This is a genomic window from Streptomyces sp. NPDC038707 (genome assembly GCF_040636485.1).
Taxonomy (GTDB): domain Bacteria; phylum Actinomycetota; class Actinomycetes; order Streptomycetales; family Streptomycetaceae; genus Streptomyces.
Genome location: NZ_JBEZUP010000055.1, coordinates 1 through 17,992, shown reverse-complemented (window position 1 = coordinate 17,992; position 17,992 = coordinate 1). Strand labels below are relative to the sequence as shown.

The 17,992-nt window shown below is 73.4% G+C and carries 18 protein-coding genes and 1 pseudogene; 11 read left to right on the top strand and 8 right to left on the bottom strand.

Features of this window, described 5'->3' with window-relative positions; all coding sequences use genetic code 11:
• Nucleotides 1-270 precede the first annotated feature (270 nt).
• Together AB0E62_RS38125 and AB0E62_RS38120 are read left to right on the top strand one after the other, a co-directional pair.
• Nucleotides 271-513, top strand: coding sequence for a hypothetical protein (locus AB0E62_RS38125; RefSeq protein ID WP_362205092.1), 243 nt, complete (start codon nucleotides 271-273; stop codon nucleotides 511-513).
• A 272-nt stretch (nucleotides 514-785) separates the two neighbouring features.
• On the top strand, nucleotides 786-1,244 hold the full coding sequence (locus AB0E62_RS38120) for a cyclic nucleotide-binding domain-containing protein (RefSeq protein WP_362205089.1): 459 nt from the start codon (nucleotides 786-788) through the stop codon (nucleotides 1,242-1,244).
• A gap of 31 nt (nucleotides 1,245-1,275) precedes the next feature.
• On the opposite strand, the gene AB0E62_RS38115 is transcribed toward AB0E62_RS38120, so the two are convergent.
• Both AB0E62_RS38115 and AB0E62_RS38110 read right to left on the bottom strand, forming a co-directional pair.
• The gene (locus AB0E62_RS38115; RefSeq protein ID WP_362205086.1) at nucleotides 1,276-2,574 is read right to left on the bottom strand and encodes an MFS transporter; all 1,299 of its coding nucleotides are present in this window, start codon (nucleotides 2,572-2,574) and stop codon (nucleotides 1,276-1,278) included.
• An 84-nt stretch (nucleotides 2,575-2,658) separates the two neighbouring features.
• Nucleotides 2,659-3,273: a LysE/ArgO family amino acid transporter gene (locus AB0E62_RS38110; RefSeq protein ID WP_362205083.1), complete on the bottom strand. Its 615-nt coding sequence runs from the start codon at nucleotides 3,271-3,273 to the stop codon at nucleotides 2,659-2,661.
• 66 nt (nucleotides 3,274-3,339) lie between these two features.
• Here AB0E62_RS38110 and AB0E62_RS38105 point away from each other — a divergent pair, with 66 nt between their 5' ends.
• The gene (locus AB0E62_RS38105; RefSeq protein ID WP_362205080.1) at nucleotides 3,340-4,227 is read left to right on the top strand and encodes a LysR family transcriptional regulator ArgP; all 888 of its coding nucleotides are present in this window, start codon (nucleotides 3,340-3,342) and stop codon (nucleotides 4,225-4,227) included.
• A 231-nt stretch (nucleotides 4,228-4,458) separates the two neighbouring features.
• A complete protein-coding gene (locus tag AB0E62_RS38100; protein ID WP_362205077.1) occupies nucleotides 4,459-4,713 on the top strand; it encodes a WhiB family transcriptional regulator in 255 nt (84 codons plus the stop codon).
• A 63-nt stretch (nucleotides 4,714-4,776) separates the two neighbouring features.
• On the opposite strand, the gene AB0E62_RS38095 is transcribed toward AB0E62_RS38100, so the two are convergent.
• Nucleotides 4,777-5,226 carry a DUF6098 family protein gene (locus AB0E62_RS38095; protein WP_362205074.1) on the bottom strand — a complete coding sequence of 150 codons (450 nt, stop codon included), beginning with the start codon at nucleotides 5,224-5,226 and terminating at the stop codon, nucleotides 4,777-4,779.
• 202 nt (nucleotides 5,227-5,428) lie between these two features.
• On the opposite strand from AB0E62_RS38095, the gene AB0E62_RS38090 reads away from it, so the two are divergent.
• On the top strand, nucleotides 5,429-5,779 hold the full coding sequence (locus AB0E62_RS38090) for a DUF488 family protein (RefSeq protein WP_362205071.1): 351 nt from the start codon (nucleotides 5,429-5,431) through the stop codon (nucleotides 5,777-5,779).
• Between the two features lie 21 nt (nucleotides 5,780-5,800).
• On the opposite strand, the gene AB0E62_RS38085 is transcribed toward AB0E62_RS38090, so the two are convergent.
• Both AB0E62_RS38085 and AB0E62_RS38080 read right to left on the bottom strand, forming a co-directional pair.
• Complete coding sequence (locus tag AB0E62_RS38085) at nucleotides 5,801-7,474, bottom strand: FAD-binding dehydrogenase (RefSeq protein WP_362205068.1); 1,674 nt, start codon at nucleotides 7,472-7,474, stop codon at nucleotides 5,801-5,803.
• A 78-nt stretch (nucleotides 7,475-7,552) separates the two neighbouring features.
• On the bottom strand, nucleotides 7,553-8,182 hold the full coding sequence (locus AB0E62_RS38080) for a TetR/AcrR family transcriptional regulator (RefSeq protein WP_362205065.1): 630 nt from the start codon (nucleotides 8,180-8,182) through the stop codon (nucleotides 7,553-7,555).
• Between the two features lie 148 nt (nucleotides 8,183-8,330).
• Between AB0E62_RS38080 and AB0E62_RS38075 the strand changes: the two genes are divergently transcribed.
• From AB0E62_RS38075 to AB0E62_RS38065, 3 genes are all read left to right on the top strand, one after another.
• Nucleotides 8,331-8,960 carry an alpha-ketoglutarate-dependent dioxygenase AlkB gene (locus AB0E62_RS38075; RefSeq protein ID WP_362205062.1) on the top strand — a complete coding sequence of 210 codons (630 nt, stop codon included), beginning with the start codon at nucleotides 8,331-8,333 and terminating at the stop codon, nucleotides 8,958-8,960.
• 85 nt (nucleotides 8,961-9,045) lie between these two features.
• Nucleotides 9,046-9,798 (top strand): MBL fold metallo-hydrolase, encoded by a 753-nt coding sequence (locus AB0E62_RS38070; protein WP_362205059.1) that lies wholly within the window; start codon nucleotides 9,046-9,048, stop codon nucleotides 9,796-9,798.
• Nucleotides 9,799-9,897: 99 nt separating this feature from the next.
• On the top strand, nucleotides 9,898-11,133 hold the full coding sequence (locus AB0E62_RS38065) for a DUF4032 domain-containing protein (RefSeq protein WP_362205056.1): 1,236 nt from the start codon (nucleotides 9,898-9,900) through the stop codon (nucleotides 11,131-11,133).
• Nucleotide 11,134: 1 nt separating this feature from the next.
• Here the strand turns inward: AB0E62_RS38065 and AB0E62_RS38060 are convergent, their stop codons facing one another.
• Complete coding sequence (locus tag AB0E62_RS38060) at nucleotides 11,135-12,001, bottom strand: universal stress protein (protein ID WP_362205053.1); 867 nt, start codon at nucleotides 11,999-12,001, stop codon at nucleotides 11,135-11,137.
• 157 nt (nucleotides 12,002-12,158) lie between these two features.
• Between AB0E62_RS38060 and AB0E62_RS38055 the strand changes: the two genes are divergently transcribed.
• From AB0E62_RS38055 to AB0E62_RS38045, 3 genes are read left to right on the top strand one after another with little or no spacing between them, the layout of a single operon-like run.
• Entirely contained in the window at nucleotides 12,159-13,835 is a 1,677-nt protein-coding gene (locus AB0E62_RS38055) for an FAD-dependent oxidoreductase (protein WP_362205050.1), read from the top strand.
• The gene (locus AB0E62_RS38050; protein ID WP_362205047.1) at nucleotides 13,832-15,283 is read left to right on the top strand and encodes an ATP-binding protein; all 1,452 of its coding nucleotides are present in this window, start codon (nucleotides 13,832-13,834) and stop codon (nucleotides 15,281-15,283) included. Before AB0E62_RS38055 ends, AB0E62_RS38050 begins: the two co-directional genes overlap by 4 nt.
• A complete protein-coding gene (locus AB0E62_RS38045) occupies nucleotides 15,280-15,639 on the top strand; it encodes a UBP-type zinc finger domain-containing protein (protein WP_362205044.1) in 360 nt (119 codons plus the stop codon). The genes AB0E62_RS38050 and AB0E62_RS38045 overlap by 4 nt, the downstream gene beginning before the upstream one ends.
• Nucleotides 15,640-15,711: 72 nt before the next feature.
• On the opposite strand, the gene AB0E62_RS38040 is transcribed toward AB0E62_RS38045, so the two are convergent.
• Both AB0E62_RS38040 and AB0E62_RS38035 read right to left on the bottom strand, forming a co-directional pair.
• A complete protein-coding gene (locus tag AB0E62_RS38040) occupies nucleotides 15,712-17,472 on the bottom strand; it encodes a M4 family metallopeptidase (RefSeq protein ID WP_362205041.1) in 1,761 nt (586 codons plus the stop codon).
• A 303-nt stretch (nucleotides 17,473-17,775) separates the two neighbouring features.
• Nucleotides 17,776-17,992, bottom strand: a pseudogene (locus AB0E62_RS38035) (hypothetical protein); the annotation flags it as partial.

Below are 17,992 nucleotides of genomic sequence, written 5' to 3'. Positions count from 1 at the left end.
CTTGCCCGAACGGTGGTGTCAGGGTTTCGCCGCGGGTGAGCCGCCGGGCCCGGCGGGAGGGGCCCAGGCAGCGGGTCTCCCCGCTGGGCGCGCGCCTCCGGTCCGAAGCACGAGATTCCGCCTGCCCCCTGGCCCGGCGGGCAAACACCGCCGTGCGCGGAACTTCCGCGACCGCCTCGGTGCAAGCGGAACGCGGACCGGAACCCGTTGGCGGTCCGGCACTCTCGGTGCGGGTGTCATCACTCCGGATCCCGCGGGTACCCGCGGGACATGACGGATGTCGTGGACGCGGACGAATTGTTGCGCCGCATCCGGCGCGGCCGGGAGCACGCGGCGGCGCAGGAGGAGGCATGGCGGGAGCGGGCCCGGAGCCTGGCGGCGACGGATCCGGCGGGTGCCGCGGAGGCGGCGGACCGGGCGCGGGCCTTCGAGGCGGTGCTGACGGTGCTGGAGGAGATCGTCAGCCCGGGCGGGGCTCCCGTGCGGGCGGACGGAGTGAAACAGGTCACCTGACCCGGTTTGGGCTGTGGGGAGGCCCGGTAAATGGTTTATCGTTCATCCATACGTGATGCGGGAGCGGCGCGGCGACGTCCTGTCCCCCGTCCCGCGTCACCCCATGCGGCCCTGGCTGGTTTCCCCCGTCCAGCCAGGGCTTTTCGCTGCCCTGAAGCGGCCGGGGAACGGCAGGCGCCCCCCTTCGAGGTGCCCGGGCCGGCGCCAGCGGCTGAAATGGGTGGGAGCACAGCACCCGGACCGCAACCGCCGCCGGCGAGGAGCCCCGCGCCATGACCAAAGCGATCAAACTGCTCACCGCCCTCCCCCAGGCCCAGCGCGAACGGCTGATGGAGGTGGCGAAGGAGGTCTCCTTCCCGGAGGACAGCCGCATCTTCGAGGCGGGCGGTACGGCCGACCGGTTCTGGGTGATCCGCTCCGGCGCGGTCCACCTGGACACCGAGGTCACCTCCCGGCAGCGGGTGACCGTGGCCACGCTCGGCGCGGGCGACCTGCTCGGCTGGTCCTGGCTGTTCCCGCCGTACGAGTGGGACTTCGGCGCGGTGGCCTTCACCGACGTACGCGCCTACGAGTTCGACGGGCCGTCGGTGCTCGGGCTGTGCGTGGAGGATCCGCTGCTCGGGCTCTCGGTGGTGCGGACGGTGGCCGAGATCCTCGCCCACCGGCTGGAGACGACCCGCGGCAAGCTGATGGAGCAGTACACCATCCGGCGGCGGGTCGGCCCCCTGTGACTCCTGTCCTCGCCCCGGCCGCCCGGGGCGGTCAGACGCGGTAGCGGCGCAGCGCGGGGACGGCGGTGGCCAGGGCCAGCATCGCCACCACGACCAGGGCCCCGCCGCCCGCGACGGCGGCCCGCGGGCCGAAGGCCGCGCCGGCGGTGCCGTGCAGGACGTCGGCCAGCCGGGGCCCGCCCGCGACGACCACCGTGAACACCCCCTGCATCCGGCCGCGCATCTCGTCGGTCGCGGCCGACAGCAGGATGGCGCCGCGGAACACCATCGAGACCATGTCGGCGACCCCCGCCGCGGCGAGGAAGACCACGGCGACCCAGAGGTTGCCGCTCAGTCCGAACCCGGCGATGGCCACGCCCCAGCCGACGACCGCGCCGACGACCATCCAGCCGTGCCGGCGGGCCCGCGAGAACACGCCGGAGAACAGGCCGCCGAGCACCGCGCCGACCGGGATGCCGGCGAACAGCACGCCGAGCGCCAGGCCCTCGCCGCAGGAGCCGTAGGTCTCGGCGGCCAGCTGCGGGAACAGGGCGCGGGGCATGCCGAACACCATGGCGACGATGTCGGCGAGGAAGGACAGCAGCAGCACCTTGTGCCGGGAGATGTACCGGAACCCGTCCGCGATGTCGCGCAGCCCGGCCCGGCGGGCCCGCCCGCCGAGCGGCGGCAGGGCGGGCAGCCGGACGACGGCCCACACGGTCACGCACAGCGCGAGCGCGTCGATGAGATACAGCTCCGGCAGCCCGACCACCGGGATGAGCGCGCCGGCGAGCAGCGGCCCGGCCACCAGACCGGTCTGCATCACCGTCGAGCCGAGCGCGTTCGCGGCCGGCAACTGCTCGGCCGGGACCAGCCGGGCTATGGAGGCGCTGCGGGCGGGCGCGTTGAGTCCGAAGAAGGCCTGTTGCAGCGCGAGCAGGACCATCAGGACGACGGCCGAGTCCAGGCCGCTGACGGCCTGCGCCCAGAACAGCAGCGAGGTCACCGCGATGCCGCTGTTGGTGACCAGCAGCAGCTTGCGCCGGTCGACGGTGTCGGCGACCGCCCCGCCCCACAGCGCGAAGGCGACCATGGGCACCAGGCCGGCCAGGCTCGCGTAGCCGACCCAGGCCGAGGAGTGGGTGATGTCGTAGATCTGCTTGGGTACGGCGACGGCGGTGAGCTGGCTGCCGACGGCGGTGACGATGGTCGACGACCACAGCCGCCGGTAGGCGGGGATGCGCAGCGGGCGGGTGTCCATCGCCCAGCGGCGCAGGCCGCGCCGGGCCGGCCGGCCGGCCTCCGGCGCGCCGGTGGTGTCCTCGGTGCTGCTGCTCTCGTTCGTGTCCACGGATGTCCTGGTTGCTCGTTACATCTTTTTGGTTCGAGAGGCTGACTATCGCAGGAGCAGCCGGTGGACTTCGAACGGGTGTGGTCAGGACCCTGCGATCAGGCTCACGCCCAGCACCAGCATGGTGGCGGCGACCAGGCCGTCCAGGACCCGCCAGGCACCGGGCCGGGCCAGGTGGCGGCCGAGCAGCCGGGCGCCGAAGCCGAGGGCGGTGAACCAGCAGACGCTGGCGAGCGCGGCGCCGAGCCCGAAGGTCCAGCGCAGCGGGCCCCGGTCGGCGGCCAGCGAACCGAGCAGGAACACGGTGTCCAGATAGACGTGCGGGTTCAGCCAGGTCATCGCCAGGCAGGTGAGCACGGCCCGGCGCCGGGAGCCCGTGGTCTCGCCCTCCGTGGTGAGCCCGGTGCCCGGCCTGAGCACCCGGCGTGCGGCCAGGGCTCCGTAGCAGAGCAGGAAGAGGCCGCCGACGACGCCCACCGCGCGCAGCGCGCCCGGCCAGGCCACCACCACCGCGCCCACCCCGCCCACGCCGAGCGCGATGAGCACCGCGTCGGACAGGGCGCAGATGCCGACCACGGTGAGCACGGCGTGCCGGCGCACCCCCTGCCGCAGGACGAAGGCGTTCTGGGCGCCGATGGCGACGATCAGGGAGAGGCCGGTGCCGAATCCGGCGGCAGCGGCGGTCAGGGCGTGGTTCATGCCGATGACGCTAGAGAACCGGCGGCCCCAAGTACAGCTAACGATTTTTACGTACCATTAGTACGCATGATGGCAGAGCTTCCCGTGGAGCAGATCCGGACCCTGCTGGCCGTGGTCGACGAGGGCACCTTCGACGCCGCCGCCGCGGTGCTGCACGTGACACCGTCGGCGGTCAGCCAGCGGGTCAAGGCCCTCGAGCAGCGCACCGGCCGGGTGCTGCTCCAGCGCACCAAACCGGTACGGCCCACGGAGTCCGGCGCGGTGCTGGTGCGGTTCGCCCGGCAGCTCGCCCGGCTGGAGCGGGACGCGTGGGGCGAACTGGGGCTGAACGGCACCGGGGAGCCGACCCGGGTGTCGGTCGCGGTGAACGCGGACTCGCTGGCGACCTGGTTCCTGCCGGCCCTGACCCGGGTCGCCGGCCTCTGCTTCGAACTGCACCGGGAGGACGAGGACCACACCGCGGCGCTGCTGCGCGAGGGACTGGTGATGGCGGCGGTGACCTCCGCGCCGGACCCGGTGCCCGGCTGCACGGTCCGCCCGCTCGGCCGGATGCGGTATCTGCCCGTGGCCGCGCCGGAGTTCATCGCCGGCCGGCCGGCGGGCCGGCCGCCCGCGCAAGCGCTGGCCCGGGCGCCCGTGGTGGTCTTCGACCGCAAGGACGACTTCCAGGACGACTTCGCCCGCCGGTTCGGCCACGCCTCGGCCGGCCCGCTGCGGCACCAGGTGCCCACCTCGGAGGGGTTCCTGGACGCGGTCGTCGCGGGGCTGGGCTGGGGCATGGTCCCGGAGGCCCAGGCCGTGCCGCTGCTGGAGCGGGGTCGGCTGGCCGTGCTCGTCCCGGGCGCGTACACGGACGTCGCCCTGCACTGGCAGCAGTGGAAGCTCGACTCCCCCGCGCTGGCGGCCCTGGCCGAGGCGGTGACGGCCAGGGCCGCGGAAGCCCTGCGCCGCTGAGGAACGGCCGGACTTCCCCGCGGGGGCGACCGGTCACGTGGGCGCCGGCCCCAACCACCCCTGCGACCGGGCCGGTTGGCCGCCCACGGCCGTGATCCCGGGCCGCCGGGAGGTCACCGTCCGCGGAACGGACGCCGGTTGTGCCGTTTCACGTCCTCCCGACCGGTCACCCGGACGCGAGAACGCTGACGACAGCGCACGGACGACTTCCACCGATCCAGGAGACTTCCGATGGACAACTGGCGCGACCATGCCGCGTGCCGCCACGAGGATCCCGATCTGTTCTTCCCGATCGGGACCACCGGCCCGGCGCAGGTGCAGACCGAGCGGGCGAAGGCGGTGTGCGGACACTGCCCGGTCCGGGAGCAGTGCCTGGACTGGGCGCTGGACACCGGCCAGAGCATCGGCGTCTGGGGCGGCACCACGGAGCTGGAACGCCGGGCGCTGCAGCGTCGCCGGGCCCGCTCCCGGTCCCGCTCCAGCTGACCGCCTGCCCGGCGGGGCCCGGCGGGACGCCGTCGGTCCTCTCGCCGGGGCCCGGCGCGCGGCTCAGCCGCCCCCGCGGCGCAGGGTCCCCCATGCCCGCTCCTGGCGGGTCACCTCCGCCCGGGCCTCCTCGATCACCTCGTCACCGATCCAGCAGAGCGGCTCGACGTCGGCCACCAGGGGCTCGTTGTCGGGGCCCCGGCCCCGCTCCCGGCCCCTGAGGACCCAGGGCCGTACACCCGGCCCCTTGTCGTGCGGCAGGTGCGCGTAGTCGTAGAGGCGGCGGGCCACCCACAGCTCGACCGACCGGCCGTTCCACCACTCCTCCACGTCGAGCGGGTTGGCGGACAGCCCGGGCATGCGCACACCGGTCAGCTCGTCGATGCTGGACACCCTGTGGAGATCGGGTCCGGGCCCCTTGGACCACCGCACGTACAGGCCCCGGTGGCGCCGCACCAGACGGGCCGCGTCGGCGAGGGTGCTCACGACCGGCAGGTCGTCCGGTGCGCTCATGGTGTGACCTCCCTGTGCTGCGCGTACGGAACGCGACCGGAGTACCCCCGCCACGCTCCGGAAATCGGACGTCGGCCCAGGCGGGCCGGTGCCCCGGATTCCCCCTTCTTCCGGTCGCGTCACGTCGCGTCGCCGCCCGGTGGGCGGGGTGGTGCGCAGTACGCTCGCGGCACCGTCCCCGCCCCGGAAGGAGCCCCGTGCCATGAGCGTGCGCCTGCGCCGGATCTACGAACCGCCCGAGCCCGACGACGGTCTGCGTGTGCTGGTGGACCGGCTGTGGCCGCGCGGCCTCGCCAAGGACGAGGCACACGTGGACGAGTGGCCCAAGGGGCTGACGCCGTCGGCCGAGCTGCGCACGTGGTACCACGCGGGCGAGGGCACGTACGAGGAGTTCCGCCGGCGCTACGAGGCCGAGCTGGCCGCGCCGGAGGCCGCCGCCCTGCTCGACGGTCTGCGCGCGTCGGCCCGCAAGGGGCGCGTGACGCTCCTGACGGCGTCGAAGCGGCCGGAGGAGAGCCACGCGCGGGTCCTGCTGGAGCTGGTACGGGACTGAGGTCCCCCTGCCGGCCGGGGTTCAGCCGGTGTGCCGGGCCGCGTGCCGGCCCGCCGCCCGGCCCGAGAACAGGCAGCCGCCGAGGAAGGTCCCCTCCAGGGCGTTGTAGCCGTGCACCCCGCCGCCGCCGAACCCGGCCACCTCGCCCGCCGCGTACAGCCCCTCGACGGGGGTGCCGTCGGTGCCGAGGGCCCGGGAGTCCAGGTCGGTCTGGATGCCGCCGAGGGTCTTGCGGGTCAGCACGTGCAGCCGGACGCCGATGAGGGGGCCCGCGGCCGGATCGAGGATGCGGTGCGGGGCGGCGACCCGGCCGAGCCGGTCACCGAGGTAGCGGCGGGCGTTGCGGATGCCCTGGATCTGGGCGTCCTTGCTGTAGGGGTTGGCGAGCTGCGCGTCACGGGCCTCGATCTGGCGGCGCACCTCGGCGGCGTCCAGCAGCGGCTCGCCGGTCAGGCCGTTCATCTTCTCCACCAGCCGTTCCAGGCCGTCCGCGGTGACGAAGTCCTCGCCCTTGTCCAGGAAGGCGCGCACGGGTGCCGGGGCGCCCTTGCCGAGCAGCCGGTCGCGCAGCACGGCCTTGCGGTCCTTGGCGGTGATGTCGGGGTTCTGCTCGGAGCCGGAGAGCGCGAACTCCTTCTCGATGATCTTCCGGGTGAGGATGAACCAGGAGTGGTCGTGGCCGGCGATGTCCTCGGTGGTGCGCAGGTACTTCAGGGTGCTGAGTGTGTCGTAGCCGGGCAGGCAGGGGTCGGGCAGGCGGCGGCCGAGGGCGTCGAGCCAGACGGACGACGGTCCGGGCAGGATGCGGATGCCGTGACCGGGCCAGATGGGGTCCCAGTTGTGCAGCCCCTCGGTGTAGTGCCACATGCGGTCGCGGTTGACCAGCCGTACGCCGGCCTCGGCGCTGATGTCGAGCATGCGGCCGTCGACGTACGCCGGGACGCCGGTGACCATCCGGGCGGGGGGCGTGCCGAGCCGCTCGGGCCAGTACCGGCGGACGATGTCGTGGTTCGCCCCGATGCCGCCGGTGGTCAGGACGACGGCCTGGGCGGTCAGTTCGAAGTCGCCGGCGCGGTCGCGGCCGGTGGCGACGCCGCGCGGGGAGTCGTCGGGGGCGAGGACCGTGCCGCGCACCCCGCGCGCCGTGCCGCCCTCGACGACCAGCTCGTCCACCCGGTGGCGGTGGTGGAAGGTGAGCAGTCCGTCCCGGGCGGCCTGCCGGGCGTACCGGACGAAGGGCTCGACCACGCCGGTGCCGGTGCCCCAGGCGATGTGGAAGCGGGGCACCGAGTTGCCGTGCCCGTCGGCGCGCAGGTCGCCGCGCTCGGCCCAGCCGACGGTGGGCAGCAGCTCGATGCCGTGTCCGGTGAGCCAGGACCGCTTCTCCCCGGCCGCCCATTCGACGTACGCGCGGGCCCAGCGCACCGCCCAGGAGTCCTCGTCGGCTCGTCGGTCGAAGCGCGCGCTGCCCTGCCAGTCGGTCCAGGCGAGGCCGAAGGAGTCCTTGATGCCGAGGCGGCGCTGCTCGGGCGAGTCGACGAGGAAGAGTCCGCCGAAGGACCAGAACGCCTGGCCGCCGAGGTTGGCGGCGTTCTCCTGGTCGACCAGGGCCACCCGGCGGCCCCGGCTGGTGAGTTCGTGCGCGGCGACGAGCCCGGCGAGGCCCGCTCCGACGACGATGACGTCCGCGTCCATGTGTGTGTCCTTCCTCGGCAATGCTCGTCGGGAGTGCTCGTCAGGGCGCCTCTGGGGTGCCGGTCGGGGGCTCCGGTGCTACGACGGGATGCGGCTGCCGTCCGTCAGCAGCGCGGTGAGCAACTGCTTCAGCCAGGCCCGGGCGGCCTCCACGTCCCGGTCCAGCAGCAGCTGGGTGGTGACGCCGTCGTAGGCGGCGACCACGGCGCGGGCGGCACCGTCCGCGCCGCCGAGGACGGCCGGCAGCGCGGTGTGCCCCCGGGCCCGGGCGAGCCGGTCGGCGACGGCCGCGCGGAGCCGGGTGCGGTGGTCGAGCAGGGCGCGGGCGACGGCCGGATCGCGGGCGGCGTGCACCAGGAAGTCGGTCTTCACCAGCAGCCAGTCCACGTCGAGCAGCAGCACCTCGGTGACCCGGTCCACGGAGGCGGGCACGTCCAGGCCGGGGCCGTCCTGGGCGAGCGCGTCGGCGACCTGGCCGGCGATCAGGTCGGCGCGCTCCCGGTACAGCGCGAAGAACAGCTCGTCCAGGGTGGCGAAGTTGGAGTAGAAGGCGCCCCGGCTGAATCCGGCCGCCTCGCAGACCTCCTCGATGGTGACCCGTCCGAAGCCCTTCGCCGCGAACACGGCGAAGGCGGCGTCGAGCAACCGGGCACGGGTGCGCACGCGGCGCCGGGTGACACGCGCGGGTGACGGTTCCGCCGCTCCCATCCGACCGCCCTCTCGTTCGACCGTCCTCTTTTCGATACGCGAATGTATCGAATACATCGATGTATCGAAAGGGGCGGACGCTGGTCGCCGCAGGGCGTTTCGACGATCAATGGGAACGTATTTTCGATTAACGGAGTACGCTGGCCTCATGGCCACGCACCTCCAGGGCTCCCTGTTCGACCAGACCGACGAGCTGCGGCCCGGCCCGCTCGACGGGCTGCGCCGGACCGAGCTGGGCAGGGGAGCCTGGATCGATGTGCTGCCGGGCTGGCTGAGCGGCGCCGACGCGCTCTTCGAACGGCTCGCGGCCGAGGTGCCCTGGCGGGCGGAGCGCCGGAAGATGTACGACAACGTGGTCGCCGTACCCCGGCTGCTGGCCCACTACGGCGAGCGGGACCCGCTCCCCCACCCGGTGCTGGACGAGGCCCGCGCCGCGCTGTCCCGGCACTACGCCGGGGAGCTGGGCGAGCCGTTCACGACGGCCGGGCTGTGCTTCTACCGTGACGGCCGGGACAGCGTGGCCTGGCACGGGGACCGCATCGGGCGGGGCGCCCGCGAGGACACCATGGTCGCGATCCTCTCCGTCGGCGCGCCCCGGGACCTGCTGCTGCGCCCGGCGGGCGGCGGCGGCCCCACGGTGCGCCGGCCGCTCGGGCACGGCGACCTGATCGTGATGGGCGGCTCCTGCCAGCGCACCTGGGAGCACTGCGTCCCCAAGACCGGCCGGGCCGCCGGACCGCGCATCAGCGTCCAGTTCCGGCCGCACGGAGTACGGTGACCGGCCGGGGCCGCCCTTGCGCGCGGTGGCGGCCGGTCTGATTAGGTGTCCTTCCACCAACGATCACACGGGGTTCGGGGAGATCATGCGGGCAGAGGTACACCAAGTCGCCGACGGCACCTGGCTGGTGCACGGCAACCACGTCAACTGGGTGATCCTGAAGGAGGGCGACGCCGTCACCCTGGTGGACACCGGTTACCCGGGAGACCGCGCGGCGCTGCTGGCATCGCTCGCGGAGGTGGGTGCCTCCCCGGAGGCGGTCACCGCCGTACTGATCACCCACGCGCACAACGACCACCTGGGCTCGGCCGAGCACCTGCGCGCGGCCCACGGCACGCCGGTGTACCTGCACCCGGCCGAAGTGCCGCACGCGCGCCGGGACTTCCTCCAGCAGGCCACCATAGGCGACGTCGTGCGCAACGCGTGGCGGCCCGGCGTCGTGCCCTGGGCGGTGCACGTGATCAAGGCCGGCGGCACCGAGCACAACCCGGTCACCGCGCCCGAGCCGTTCCCGGGGGCCGAGGGAACCCCGCTGGACCTGCCCGGCCGTCCGGTGCCCGTGCACACGCCCGGCCACACCGACGGCCACTGCGTCTACCACCTGCCCGGGTCGGGCATCGTCATCTCCGGGGACGCGCTGGTCAGCGGGCACGCCACCTCGCGGACCGAGGGCCCGCAGATCCTGCCGGACTTCTTCCACCACGACCGCGCCCGGGTCGTGGCCTCGCTGGACCTGATCGGCTCGCTCGACGGCGACGTCCTGCTGCCGGGGCACGGGCCGGTGCACCGGGGCCCCGTCCGCGCGGCGGCCGACCGGGCCCGGGAGCGGGCCGCCTAGAACGCCGACGGGGGCACGCCACCGCTACACCCGGGGCCTCGCGGGATCCCCGTGGCAGCGGGCCCCGGAACACCCCTCCGGGGCCTTAGGGTTCGTGTCATGTCCTTGCAGATCAGCGCCACCAACCCGGAGCACCCCGCGCTCCTGCTCGCCCTGCCCTGGGACACCCCGCTGGAGGAGTGGCCCGAGGAGTACCTCGTCCCGCTCCCCCGCGGCATCTCCCGGCACGTGGTGCGCTACGCGCACGCCGGTGACGAGGTGATCGCGGTCAAGGAGCTGGCCGAGCGGCCCGCGCTGCGCGAGTACGAGCTGCTGCGCGACCTGGACCGGCTCGGCATCCCCGCCGTGGACCCGCTCGCCGTGGTCACCGGCCGCACCGACGCCGCGGGGGCCCCGCTGGAGCCGGTGCTCATCACCCGGCACCTGCGCGGCTCGATGCCGTACCGGTCGATGTTCGAGACGACCATGCGCCCGGCGACCATGCACCGGCTGATGGACGCCCTCGCCGTGCTGCTGGTCCGCCTCCACCTGGCCGGGTTCGCCTGGGGCGACTGCTCGCTGTCCAACACGCTGTTCCGGCGCGACGCGGGCGCCTACGCGGCCTATCTGGTCGACGCCGAGACCGGCGAGCTGCACCCGCGGCTCAGCCCCGGGCAGCGGGACTACGACCTGGACCTGGCCCGCGTCAACATCAGCGGCGAACTGCTGGACCTGGAGGCGTCCGGCGCGCTGCACCCGTCGGTGGACCCGGTGGAGTTCGGCCACGAGATCTGCACCCGCTACCAGGGGCTGTGGCGGGAGCTGACCCGTACCTCGGTGTACCCGGCGGGCAAGTACCACTACATCGAGCGCCGGATCCGCCGGCTGAACGACCTCGGTTTCGACGTGGCCGAGATGCAGATCGAGCACTCCTCCACCGGGGACACGGTCACCTTCGTGCCGAAGGTCGTGGACGCCGGTCACCACCAGCGCCAGCTGCTGCGGCTGACCGGCCTGGACACCGAGGAGAACCAGGCGCGGCGGCTGCTGAGCGACCTGGAGAGCTGGATGGCCACCCAGGACGACTACGCCCCGCACGATCCCCTCGGGGCCCGCCCCGAGGTGCTCGCCCACCGCTGGGTCCGCGATGTGTTCCGGCCCACCGTGCGCGCCGTGCCCCTGGAGCTGCGCGGCACGATGGACCCGGCGGAGATCTACCACCAGCTGCTCGAACACCGCTGGTACCTGTCCGAGCGCGCCCAGCACGACATCGGGCTGGACACCGCCGTCAAGGACTACATCGAGAACGTGCTCCCGAGGGCCCGCGCCACACTGGAGCCGGCCGAGCCCGAGTAGGTCAGTCGTGCGGGACCACGGCCACCGGGCAGCCGGCGTGGTGCAGCACCCCGTGCGCCACCGAGCCGATGCGCGCGCCGACGGCCGTACGGTGCGCCCGCCGGCCGACGACCACCAGCTGGGCCCGGGCCGCCGCCGACAGCAGCACCTGCCCGGCGCTGCCCATCTCGACGTGCTCGGCGACGGACACCTCGGGGAACCGCTCCCGCCAGGGACGTACGGCGTCGGCCAGCGCCTGCCTCTCGTACGGTTCGAGGCCGCCCGCCTCGTCCAGCAGCCGCAGCGAACCGGGGCTGTAGGCGAACACCGGCGGCAGGGTCCAGGCCCGGACGACCCGCACGGCGGCGCCCCGGGCCGCCGCCGTCCCGAACGCGAACCGCAGCGCCGCCGCGCTGTCCTCGGGGCCGCCCTGCTGGCCGACCACCACGTCCCGGCCGGCCGCCTCCGCCGCCGGTTCGTCCCCGGCGCGCACCAGCACCACGGGCCGGGCGGCCTCGGCGATCACCTGCTGCCCGACCGAGCCGAGCAGGAACCCGACGACGGGTCCGTGCCCGCGCGAGCCGAGCACCAGCATCTCGGACCCGGCCGCGGCCTCCGCCAGCGCGTGCCCGGCGCCGCCCTCCACCACGTCGGTGGTCACCGTCAGCCCCGGGTGCCGCTCCGTGACGGACCGCACGGCCCCCGTCACGCCCTCCGAGACCCAGCCCCGCTGGGTGTCCCGGTCGGCCGCGGCCAGCGCCTCGGCGTACCGCCAGGCGTGCACCACGCGCAGCGGCAGGGCCCGGCGCACGGCCTCCCTGGCCGCCCAGTCCAGCGCGGCCAGGCTCTCCTCCGTACCGTCCACCCCTGCCGTGATCGGGCGTGTCATCCGTGGGCCTCCTCGTCGTCCCGCGCGCACGGTCGTGCCCGCGCCTGCTCATGATCATGGTGCCCCCTGCGGGCCGCCGGCACCGCGGTGCACCGCAGCGGACCCGGGCGATCGAACATACGATGGCCCGGTACCGATGACATGGGTGGGGAGTCGTATGGCACAGGCCGCCGAGACCGCGCGGACCGTCATCCTGACCGTGGACGACGACCCGGGGGTCTCCCGTGCCGTCGCCCGCGACCTCAGGCGGCGCTACGGAGGGTCGTACCGCATCGTCCGGGCGGAGTCCGGCGAGTCCGCGCTCGCCGCGCTGCGCGAACTGAAGCTGCGCGGGGACCTGGTGGCGGTGATCCTGGCCGACTACCGCATGCCGCGGATGAACGGCGTCGAGTTCCTGGAACAGGCCCTGGACGTCTACCCGGGCGCGCGCCGGGTGCTGCTGACCGCGTACGCGGACACCCACGCGGCGATCGACGCCATCAACGTCGTGGACCTCGACCACTACCTCCTCAAGCCCTGGGACCCTCCCGAGGAGAAGCTCTACCCGGTCCTGGACGACCTCCTCGACGCCTGGCGCTCCAGCGCCCACAAGCCGGTGCCCAGCACCAAGGTCGTCGGGCACCGCTGGTCGGCGCGGTCCTCGGCGGTGCGGGAGTTCCTGGCCCGCAACCAGGTGCCCTACCGCTGGTACTCGGTGGACGAGCCGGAGGGCCGGCGGCTGCTGGCCGCCGCCGGGCAGGACGGGCAGCGGCTGCCGCTGGTGGTCACCCCGGACGGCACGGCCCTGGTGGAGCCCGAACCGCCCGAGCTGGCGGCGCGGGTGGGGCTCGCGACGGCCCCGGCGGCCGACTTCTACGACCTGGTGGTGATCGGCGGCGGCCCGGCCGGGCTCGGCGCGGCCGTGTACGGCGCCTCGGAGGGCCTCAGGACGGTGCTGGTCGAGCGGTCGGCGACCGGCGGGCAGGCCGGGCAGAGCTCGCGGATCGAGAACTACCTCGGCTTCCCCGACGGGGTCTCCGGCGCGCAGCTCGCCGACCGGGCGCGGCGGCAGGCGGCCAAGTTCGGCGCCGAGCTGCTGACCGCCCGCGAGGTGACGGGGCTCGAGGCAGGCGGCGCCGCCCGGATCGTACGGTTCGCGGACGGCTCGTCGATCGCCGCGCACAGCGTGATCCTCGCGACCGGGGTGCAGTACCGGCAGCTTCCGGCCGCGGGCTGCGCCGACCTGACCGGGTGCGGGGTGTTCTACGGCTCGGCGCTGACCGAGGCAGCCTCCTGCGAGGGGCAGGACGTGTACATCGTCGGCGGCGCCAACTCGGCGGGCCAGGCGGCGATGTACCTGTCCCGGTTCGCCAAGTCGGTGACGCTGCTGGTGCGCGGCCCCGATCTGTCGGCGTCGATGTCGCACTACCTGATCCAGCAGATCGAGGACGCGCCGAACATCTCGGTGCGCCCCCGCACGGTGGTCGAGGAGGCGCACGGCACCGGGCGGCTGGCGGAACTGACCCTGCGTCACACGGTGACCGGCGAACTCGAACGGGTCGGCGCCCAGTGGATGTTCGTGTTCATCGGTGCCGCCCCGCTGACCGACTGGCTGGGCGAGACGGTGCTGCGTGACGAGCACGGGTTCATCCTGGCCGGGCCCGACCTGACCGCCGACGGCCGGCCGCCGGCCGGCTGGGAACTGGACCGGCCGCCGTACCATCTGGAGACCAGCGTTCCCGGCGTCTTCGTCGCGGGGGACGCGCGCGCCGAGTCCGCCAAGCGGGTCGCGTCCGCCGTCGGAGAGGGAGCCATGGCCGTGATGCTCGTCCACCGGTACCTGGAGCAGTCGTGAGCGGGCGGGCACTGCCGTGCAGCCCCCGGGAGATCGGCTCCCTGTTCCTCTTCGAGAAGCTGAGCGCCGAGCAGCTCGGCCGGCTGTGCGCGGCGGGCCGGGTGGAGCTGTTCGAACCCGGCCCGGTGTACGCCGAGGGCGACCCCGCCACCTGCTTCTTCGTGATGATCGAGGGCACGGCGGTGCTGTCCCGGCGGGTCGGCGCCGACGACGTGGAGGTCAGCCGGACCTCGCAGCGCGGGGTGTACGGGGGCGCGATGCAGGCCTACCTCGGCGACCGGGTGCAGCAGGTCTACCGCAACTCGATGCGGGTCACCGAACCGACCCGGTTCTTCGTGCTGCCGGCGGACGTCTTCGCGGACGTGATGCGCGAGTGGTTCCCGATGGCCGTGCACCTGCTGGAGGGCCTGTTCTTCGGCTCGAAGAACACCCAGACGATGATCGGGCAGCGGGAACGGCTGCTGGCGCTGGGCTCGTTGTCGGCCGGTCTCACGCACGAGCTGAACAACCCGGCGGCGGCGGCCGTCCGGGCGACGGCCACGCTGCGCGAGCGGGTCGGGAAGATGCGGCACAAGCTCGGGATGATCGCCGAGGGCCCCTTCTCCCGGGAGGCGCTGGCGAGCCTGGTGGAGATCCAGGAGCGGACCGCCGAGCGGGTGGCGAAGGCGCCGGCGCTCAGCCCGCTGGAGGCGTCCGACCGGGAGGACGCGCTCACCGACTGGCTGGAGGAGCACGGCATCGGGCACGGCTGGCAGCTGGCGCCGGCCTTCGTGCAGGCCGGTCTCGACGTGGACTGGCTGGAGCGGGTCGCGGCGGCGGTCGGCGAGGAGATCCTGCCGAACGCGGTCGGCTGGCTCAACTACACCGTCGAGACCGAGCTGTTGATGAACGAGATCGAGGACGCCACCTCCCGCATCTCGCACCTGGTCGACGCCGCCAAGCAGTACGCGCAGCTGGACCGGGCCCCGTACCGGGTGGTGGACGTGCACGAACTCCTCGACAGCACCCTGCTGATGCTGTCCGGGAAGCGGGGGCCGGGCATCGAGGTGGTCAAGGACTACGACCGCGCCTTGCCGCCGGTGCCCGCCTATCCGGCGGAGCTGAACCAGGTGTGGACCAACCTCGTGGACAACGCCGTGTCCGCCATGAACGGCGCGGGCGGCCAGGGCACCCTGACCGTGCGGACGGCACGCGACCACGAACGGCTGCTGGTGGAGTTCCGGGACACCGGCCCCGGCATCCCGCCGGAGATCAAGGACCGGATCTTCGACCCCTTCTTCACCACCAAGCCGGTCGGCGAGGGCACCGGGCTCGGCCTGGACATCTCCTGGCGGATCGTCGTCGACAAGCACCACGGCACCCTGCGGGTGGAGTCGGTGCCCGGCGACACCCGCTTCCAGGTGCTGCTGCCGCTGACCGCCCGACCGCCCGAGGAGGAGCCGGTATGAACGACATCGAGGGAACCGAGGGAGTGGACCCCGGTGTGCCGCCGAGCGGTCCGGGCTGCGTGGAGTGCGAGGAGGCGGGCGGCTGGTGGTTCCATCTGCGCCGCTGCGCCGCGTGCGGGCACATCGGCTGCTGCGACGACTCCCCGTCCCGGCACGCCACCGCCCACTTCCGGGCGACCGGGCACCCGGTGATCCGCAGCTTCGAGCCGGACGAGGGCTGGTTCTGGAACTACGCCACCGAGGAACTGTACACCTCCGGCCCCGAGCTGGCTCCCCCGGCGAGCCGCCCCGCCGGCCAGCCGGTGCCGGGTCCGGCGGGCCGGGTGCCGGCCGACTGGGCGCGGACCCTGCGCTGACGCCGCGGCGGACGCGCGGATGCCCCGCGCGGGGCGCGGGGCATCCGGTGGTGCGGGGGGTTGTGGCGTCCGTCAGCGGTGGGCGCGCGGGGTGTTGGCGGCGGTGACGTTCACCGCGGCCCACGACGTGTTGACCGTCTTGTACTCGGTGCTGTTCGCGCCGTACAGGTCCTTGGCCGCCTTCAGGGTCGCGGTGCGCGCCTGGTGGAAGTCGGTGGTGGAGACCATGTAGCGGGTGAGCGCCCGGTAGTAGATGGCGGTCGCCTTGGCCCGGCCGATGCCCTTGACCTTGATGCCGTGGTAGGTCGGCGAGTCGTAGGTGACGCTGCCGATCTTCTTCTTGCCGCTGCCCTCGGCGAGGAGGTAGTAGGCGTGCGAGGAGACACCGGAACCGGCGTGCACCTCCTCGTAGTAGGTGTCCGCCTTCCAGTAGTCGATGGTGCCCTCGAGCTTGTCCAGCGACGGGTGGTCGAGGCGGCGCAGGAACTTCTGCGCGAGGCCGAGCTTCTCGCCGACCAGGTAGTCCGGGGTGTCCTTCGCGTTCTTGGCGTAGAACTCGACGTTCGAGCCGAAGATGTCCGCGAGCGACTCGTTCAGCGAGCCGGGCTCGCCGTACTGGTTGCCGTCGGAGTCGACGAAGGTGGGCTGGAGGTTGGCGGTCGCCTCCACCACGCCGTGGGTCAGCTCGTGACCGGTGACGTCGAGGACGACGAGCGGCTTCTTGAACATCTGGCCGTCGCCGTCGCCGTACAGCATGCAGTTGCAGGTGGGGTCCCAGAAGGCGTTGGCGACCTTCTTGCCCCAGTGGACCATCGCCTGGGCGGCCTTGCTGTTGTTGCGGATGCCCTTGCGCTTGAACGTGGACTTGTAGAAGTCCAGCGTCTTGGTGACGCCGTACTGCGCGTCGGCGGCGGCCGTGGCCCGGCTGGTGGTCTTGCCGTTGCCCCACACGTTGGTCGTGTTGGTGAACTTGGTGCCGGCGGAGAACTTCTCGGTGTACGAGCCCTTGGCGTCCCGGGTCTCGGTGCCGTACCGGTTCGGGTCCTTGAGCTGGTAGTGACCGCGCGAGGTCTGCGTGGTGGTGAGGCCGACGCTGCCCACGAAGAGGGTCTTGCCGGTGCCCTTGGCGGCCGACGGGTAGCTCGTGGCGCCGGTGGCGCCGGAGCCGGTCAGGCCGGAGGCGGCCGCGGCGGAGCCGGTGCCGGTGGCCGGGTTCAGGGTCTCGCCGCGGTCGCGCAGGGTGCCGAGCAGCTTCGGCGACAGGAACTCGTCCCGGGTGGGCGTGTTGCTGCGCACCTTGCCGGTGACCGCGTCGACGACGACCGTGCGGGAGGTGTCCTGGTCGGTGACGGTGACCTGGTAGGCGAGCGCCGAGGCGCCGGCCCGGGCGTCCACCACCAGCTGGGCACCGCTCGCGTCGCCCTTGGCGGCCTTGGCCGCCTTGGCGGCGGCCTGGGCGGCCGTCAGCTTCGCCTTGGCGGCCGGCTTGACCTGGTGGCCGGCCGCGCGGGTCACGCCGGTGTAGCCGAGCTTGCCGTCGAGGTGGACGACGAGGTCGCCGCCGAGCACCGGCAGGCCGTTGTGGGTGCGGACGAAGCGGACGTGCCGGGCGCCCTCGGGGTCCAGCATGACGTCCTGGGCGTGCAGTTCGTCGCCCTGGGAGACGCCGGTGGCCGAGGCGTGCGCGAAGGCCGCGGTGCGCGCCGCCTCCACCACCACCGCGGCGTTCGAGGTGGCCGAGGCGGCGGCAGGCCGCTCCCCCGTGTCGGGACCCGCGAAGGCCGTACCGGCCAGGCCCGTGGCAGCCGTCGCCACCGCGACGGCGACCGCCACGGTACGTATGTGCGGTCTACGCAATCTGATCAGGGTTCCTTCGTACGAAGGCGGCCGAGGTCGTCAACCGCCTTGAGACATGGCGCGGTTGAGCGCCACGGGGGCTGGTCTGGCCCCGGTGGACAACCCTTCCTGATCAGTCATGGGCACGTAAAGCCGGAATGATCCATTTCGCGAACCTCTATGGCAATCCTTTACACATGGAAGCCACAGAGTGATCACAACATGACCCATCGTGTGTCGACTCGGGAGACGCCACCGCGATCCCCTAGGTTCCCAGGGCGGGATGTGACCGATATCGCATCAGGAACCGGACGATGGGAGTGGGTAGGGGATGATCTCGTCAACTGTGGGGCGCGGAGCGGTACTCGGCGCGGTCGCGCTGTCGCTGCTCGCGGTACCGGCACGGGCGGCGGCCGGGACGCCGGAAAGGCCGGAAAGGCCGGAAGCGGCAGCACGGCCGCGCCGCCCGAGATAGAACTGCGCGACCTCTCCGAGGGGCTGGTGCAGCCCGCCGCCG